Below are 6,024 nucleotides of genomic sequence, written 5' to 3'. Positions count from 1 at the left end.
CACTTTAGGAAGATGTACGGGCCCACCGCCACCGAGCCCCCGCCTCCTGAGCCCCACGCGTGGGGCGCGGCGGCGAATATCCGGAAAGCGATCTTCGCCCGGACGGTAGCCTTGGGAGCGTCTGCTCTCTCCCCTATTCGCGAAGACTGGATGAACGACGATGCATCGGTACAGGTCCCACACCTGCGGCGAGCTCCGCGCCTCTGACGTCGGCACCGACGTCCGGCTGAGCGGCTGGCTGCACAATCGCCGAGACCTGGGCGGCATTCTCTTCATCGATCTCCGCGATCACTACGGAATCACCCAGCTCGTCGCCCGCCCCGGCACCGAGGCCGCCGAGGTCCTGGACAAGCTGTCCAAGGAGACGGTCGTCCGCGTCGACGGCAAGGTCGTCTCGCGCGGCACGGAGAACGTGAACCCCGAGCTGCCCACCGGCGAGATCGAGATCGAGGCCGCCGAGGTCGAGGTGCTCGGCGAGGCGGGCCCGCTGCCCTTCACGATCAACGCCGAGGACGGCGTCAACGAAGAGCGCCGCCTGGAGTACCGCTTCCTGGACCTGCGCCGCGAGCGCATGCACCGGAACATCATGCTCCGCTCCGCCGTGATCGCCTCCATCCGCTCCAAGATGGTGGCCCTCGGCTTCAACGAGATGGCGACGCCCATCCTCACGGCGACCTCCCCCGAGGGCGCCCGCGACTTCGTCGTCCCCTCCCGCCTGAACCCCGGCAAGTTCTACGCGCTGCCGCAGGCCCCGCAGCAGTTCAAGCAGCTCCTGATGATCTCCGGCTTCGACCGGTACTTCCAGATCGCGCCCTGCTTCCGCGACGAGGACGCCCGCGCGGACCGCTCGCCGGGCGAGTTCTACCAGCTCGACGTCGAGATGAGCTTCGTCGAGCAGGAGGACGTCTTCCGTCCCATCGAGAAGCTGATGACCGAGCTCTTCACGGAGTTCGGCGGCGGCCGTGAGGTCACGTCCCCCTTCCCGCGCATCCCGTTCCGCGAGTCGATGCTGAAGTACGGCAACGACAAGCCGGACCTGCGCGCGAAGCTGGAGCTCGTCGACATCACGGACATCTTCGAGGGCTCGGAGTTCAAGGCCTTCGCGGGCAAGCACGTGCGCGCCCTGCCGGTGCCGGACACGGCCTCGCAGTCCCGCAAGTTCTTCGACGGCCTCGGCGACTATGCCGTGGAGCAGGGCGCCAAGGGCCTCGCCTGGGTGCGCGTCGCCGAGGACGGCTCGCTGACGGGCCCGATCGCCAAGTTCCTCACCGAGGCGAACGTGGAGGAGCTGACCAAGCGCCTCGGCCTCGAAGCCGGTCACGCCGTCTTCTTCGGCGCGGGCGAGTTCGACGAGGTCTCGAAGATCATGAGCGCGGTCCGCGTCGAGGCCGCGAAGCGCGCGGGCCACTTCGAGGAGGGCGTCTTCCGCTTCTGCTGGATCGTCGACTTCCCGATGTACGAGAAGGACGAGGACACCGGCAAGATCGACTTCTCCCACAACCCCTTCTCGATGCCGCAGGGCGGCATGAAGGACCTGGAGGAGAAGGACCCGCTCGACATCCTCGCCTGGCAGTACGACATCGTCTGCAACGGCACGGAGCTCTCCTCCGGCGCCATCCGCAACCACGAGCCCGAGGTCATGCTCAAGGCCTTCGAGATCGCGGGCTATGACGCGGAGACCGTGGAGCGGGAGTTCGCGGGCATGCTGCGCGCGTTCCGCCTCGGCGCCCCGCCGCACGGTGGCATCGCCCCCGGCGTCGACCGCATCGTGATGCTGCTCGCGGACGAGCCGAACCTCCGGGAGACGATCGCCTTCCCGCTGAACGGCAACGCGCAGGACCTGATGATGGGCGCGCCCACGGTCCTGGAGGAGGCGCGGCTCCGGGAGCTGAACATCGCCCTGCGGAAGCCCCCGGCGGAGTAGCGATGGTGCGAAAGGCCCCCCGGAACGTTCGTTCCGGGGGGCCTTTCGCGTCTTGTTTCTTGCGCTGCCTTCTTGCGCTGTCTTCTTGCGCTGTGTGTCGTCGCGGGTGCGTGGTGGCTTGTCGCGCGGTTCCCGCGCCCCTCGCGGGGCGCTTGCTCAGGCTGCGTGGGTCGGTGAGGGATCGGCCGTGGCTTCGGCCTGGGCTTCCGCCTCCGCCCACTCCGTCACGAGCTGCTCGTACACGAGGCGCTCGTCGGGTCGGAGGCGGCCGCCCGCGCTCAGCCACAGCGCACGGATCTCCTCGTTGACCTCGTCGGCGGTGCGCCGCCGGTCGGGAGAGGGAGTCGTGGCCATGCCGTGAAGCCTACGTAGGGAAGTGTGAAGGCGGCGTCAAATTACGCCGACTTTGAGCATGAGTTAGCTCACCGTGATCCGCACCACACTCCCCAACGGCCCCCGCACGGGGGTGACGTGACTCAGCGGCGCATCAGTTCCACCGCCCGGCTGAAGCTGTCCGCGCCGTGCCCGGCCTCCATGACGCGGCGGAAGATGTCGTGGACCGCCTCGGGGAACGCGGTGTCGACCCCGGCGTCCGCCGTCGTGTGCACGACGTGCTCCATGCTGGCCAAACCCATCGAGGTGCGGTCCACGTCACCCGCGTGGTCGCCCGCGTCGACGCGGGGTGAGTAGAAGTCGATGAAGTGGCCCATGCCCGCGAAGTTCTCGGTGGCGTACGGGGCGATCTCCGTGGCCTTGATGCCGTGGGCGGCGGCCACGGCCACGGTGTGCCAGTAGGCGGTCATCGACGGCCAGAAGATCGCCATGTTGAGCTGGTACATGAGCGCGGCGAGCCCCGGGTCCTCGCCCCGGTGATCCGTCTTGCCCGTGATGACCTCAAGCGCCGCCCGGTGCTTCTCGTACGCCTCGCGCGGCCCGCTGTAGAACGCGGAGACGTCGGGGCCGCCGATCAGCGGCGGCGGGCAGAGGACGCCGCCGGTGAGATGCGTACCGCCCAGCTCCGTCACCCAGCGGGCCCCGGCCCGTGCCTTCTCCGGGGTGTCGGAGCTGAGGTTCACCAGCGTGCGGCTCGCGACGGCCTCCTTGGCGGGCCCGAGGAGCGCGTACATCGCGTCGAAGTCGGTGAGGCTGAGAACGGTCAACTCATTCGCGCGCAGCGCTTCTTCGGCGGTTCCGGCCAGCGTCGCGCCGCGCTCGACCAGGGCGTCGGCGCGGGACGGCGTGCGGTTGAAGAGGGTGACGCGGTAGCCGCGGCCGAGATACGCGGCGGCCATGGCCTGCCCCATGGGGCCGAGGCCGATGACGGTGACGGACCGCTGTGCCGCGGCGGGCGCGGGGGACGGTGCGGCGGGCAGGTGTGACGGTGCGGCGGGCACGGGTGACGGTGCGGCGGGCATGGAGGACTCCGAACTCTCTAGAACGATCGCTCTATCTAGTGCGTGAGGAGAACGTAGCACGCCGCTAGAACGAACGCTCTACTTACTCCATGGGTAAGGTGGGGCCATGGCCCAGAACAGCTCAGCGCCCGATGCGGCGCGCGCCACCGGCGGCGGCACCCGTGACCGGATCGTCACCGTCTCCGCCCGGCTCATCCAGCGCCAGGGCTATGTGGGCACCGGCATCAAGCAGATCGCCAAGGAGGCGGGCGCCACGCTCGGATCCGTCTACCACTTCTTCCCCGGCGGCAAGGAGGCCGTGGCGGTCGCCGCGATCTCCTACAGCGCCGAGGAGTTCGCGCGGTTGCTGCGCGAGGGCCTGGCCGGGGAGGGCGGTCCCGCCGCGGCGGTGGAGCACTGCGCGGCGGAACTCGCCGTCGCACTGCGGGAGTCCGGCTGGACCGACGGCTGTCCGGTCACCGCCGCCGCCCTGGAGACCCTCGGCACGGACTCGGAGATCCAGCGGGTGTGCGCGCGGGCGCTGCGCGACTGGGAGCGCGTCGTCGAGGAGCGGCTCCTGGGCGCGGGCTTCGGCGCCGATGACGCGCGCGAGGTCGCGACGGTGGTGATCAGCACGCTGGAGGGCGCGGAGGTGACGGCCCAGGTCACGCGCAGCGAGGAGCCGCTGCGGGCGGCGGGACGGCAGTTGGGACGGCTGGTGGGGACTTACGGGAGCCCCTAGGGGCCCCTGGGGGAGTCCCCCGGTCTGTTCCCGCGGTGCTCCCTACCGCAAAAGTCCCGCCGTGCCCCGGATCTCTCCGGGGCTCGGCGGGACTTCTCGGCGTGTCGGGGCTTCCGGGCCCCGCGGTGTACGGCGACGCTAGGCGGCGGGCTTCTCCTCAAGGCGGGGGAAGAGGACCGCGCCCTTGGTGACCGTGGCGCCGACGGGGAGCTGACCCCAGGTGGCGGCGTTCTGCACGGGCTGGTCGGCCAGCGGGCCGAGGACGGGCTCCGCGCCCAGGGAGTCCCACAGCTTCTGGGAGGTCTCCGGCATGACCGGGTTCAGCAGGACCGCCACGGCGCGCAGCGACTCGGCGGCCGTGTAGAGGATGGTGGCGAGGCGGGCCTTGCCCTCCGGGGAGTCGTCCTTGGCGACCTTCCACGGCTCCTGCTCCGTGATGTAGCCGTTGACCTGCTTCACGAAGTCGAAGATCGCCAGGATGCCGCCCTGGAAGTCCAGCTCCTCGCCGATCTTCAGATCGGCCTCGGCGACCGCCTTCGTCAGGCCGTCCCTGACCGCCTTCTCGGCGTCCCCGGCGGCCGTCGCCTCGGGCAGCGCGCCGCCGAAGTACTTGCCGACCATGGCGGCCACGCGGGAGGCGAGGTTTCCGTAGTCGTTCGCCAGCTCGCTGGTGTAGCGGGCGGAGAAGTCCTCCCAGGAGAACGAGCCGTCGCTGCCGAACGCGATCGCGCGCAGGAAGTACCAGCGGTACGCGTCCACGCCGAAGTGCGAGGTCAGGTCCTGCGGCTTGATGCCCGTCAGGTTGGACTTCGACATCTTCTCGCCGCCGACCATCAGCCAGCCGTTGGCCGCGACCTTGCCGGGCACCGGCAGGCCCTGGGCGAGCAGCATCGCGGGCCAGATCACCGCGTGGAAGCGGAGGATGTCCTTGCCGACGAGGTGCACGTTCGCGGGGAAGGTCTCGTCGAACTTCTCCTGGTTCGCGCCGTAGCCGACGGCCGTGGCGTAGTTCAGGAGGGCGTCGATCCAGACGTAGATGACGTGCTTGTCGTCGAAGGGGACCTTGACGCCCCAGTCGAACGTCGAGCGGGAGATCGACAGGTCCTGGAGGCCCTGCCGGACGAAGTTCACGACCTCGTTGCGCGCCGACTCCGGCTGGATGAAGCCCGGGTTCTCCTCGTACAGGGCGAGGAGTTTGTCGCCGTACTCGCTGAGCTTGAAGAAGTAGTTCTCCTCCTTGAGGAGCTCCACCGGCTTCTTGTGGATGGGGCAGAGCTTCTGCCCCTCGAAGTCGCCCTCGCCGTCGATGAGATCGCCGGGGAGCTTGTACTCCTCACAGCCGACGCAGTACGGACCCTCGTAGCCGCCCTTGTAGATCTCGCCCTTGTCGTAGAGATCCTGGACGAACTCCTGCACGCGGTCGGTGTGACGCTTCTCCGTCGTACGGATGAAGTCGTCGTTCGCGATGTTCAGGTGCTCCCAGAGGGGCTTCCAGGCTTCGGTGACGAGCTTGTCGCACCACTCCTGGGGGGTGACGTCGTTCGCCTCGGCCGTGCGCATGATCTTCTGACCGTGCTCGTCCGTGCCGGTGAGGTACCACACCTTCTCGCCGCGCTGACGGTGCCAGCGCGTGAGCACGTCCCCTGCGACGGTCGTGTAGGCGTGGCCCAGGTGAGGAGCGTCGTTTACGTAGTAGATGGGGGTCGAGACGTAGTACGCCTTCGCGTCTGCGCTCGTCCCCTGCTTCTCGGATCCAGTGGCCGCCATGGTCGAAATCCTAACGGCCCTGTGAAGATCCACTCACCTCGATTCCAGGGGGTGGACCGGGGGCCTCCGGTACGGGCCCCCTGGAATCGGGGCGAGGAGCGGGCTTCGGGCCGCCGGGGACCCTAGGGCCTTTCGTTCGGACGCCAGTCCGCCAGCAGGCCCTCGTACAGCTCCTTGTCCGTGAGCTCGCGCGGGGC

Annotated in this window: 5 protein-coding genes; 2 read left to right on the top strand and 3 right to left on the bottom strand. The window is 69.1% G+C overall.

Going from position 1 to position 6,024, the window contains the following annotated elements; translation table 11 throughout:
• The first annotated feature begins 160 nt into the window (after positions 1-160).
• Positions 161-1,924: an aspartate--tRNA ligase gene (gene aspS / locus AB8Z36_RS27740; protein WP_369216120.1), complete on the top strand. Its 1,764-nt coding sequence runs from the start codon at positions 161-163 to the stop codon at positions 1,922-1,924.
• 156 nt (positions 1,925-2,080) lie between these two features.
• Here aspS and AB8Z36_RS27735 read toward each other — a convergent pair whose 3' ends face one another.
• Positions 2,081-2,278: a hypothetical protein gene (locus AB8Z36_RS27735; RefSeq protein WP_369216119.1), complete on the bottom strand. Its 198-nt coding sequence runs from the start codon at positions 2,276-2,278 to the stop codon at positions 2,081-2,083.
• 122 nt (positions 2,279-2,400) lie between these two features.
• The gene (locus AB8Z36_RS27730; protein ID WP_369216118.1) at positions 2,401-3,339 is read right to left on the bottom strand and encodes an NAD(P)-dependent oxidoreductase; all 939 of its coding nucleotides are present in this window, start codon (positions 3,337-3,339) and stop codon (positions 2,401-2,403) included.
• A 106-nt stretch (positions 3,340-3,445) separates the two neighbouring features.
• On the opposite strand from AB8Z36_RS27730, the gene AB8Z36_RS27725 reads away from it, so the two are divergent.
• Positions 3,446-4,060, top strand: a complete 615-nt coding sequence (locus AB8Z36_RS27725) for a TetR/AcrR family transcriptional regulator (protein WP_369216117.1) — start codon at positions 3,446-3,448, stop codon at positions 4,058-4,060.
• Between the two features lie 138 nt (positions 4,061-4,198).
• Here the strand turns inward: AB8Z36_RS27725 and metG are convergent, their stop codons facing one another.
• Positions 4,199-5,827 (bottom strand): methionine--tRNA ligase, encoded by a 1,629-nt coding sequence (gene metG / locus AB8Z36_RS27720; RefSeq protein ID WP_369216116.1) that lies wholly within the window; start codon positions 5,825-5,827, stop codon positions 4,199-4,201.
• Positions 5,828-6,024 lie beyond the last annotated feature (197 nt).

This window comes from Streptomyces flavofungini, from assembly GCF_041028215.1.
In the GTDB taxonomy this organism is placed as follows: Bacteria; Actinomycetota; Actinomycetes; order Streptomycetales; family Streptomycetaceae; genus Streptomyces; species Streptomyces flavofungini_B.
The sequence above is the reverse complement of the archived record's forward strand: the minus strand, read 5'-3'. Positions and strand labels throughout refer to the sequence as shown.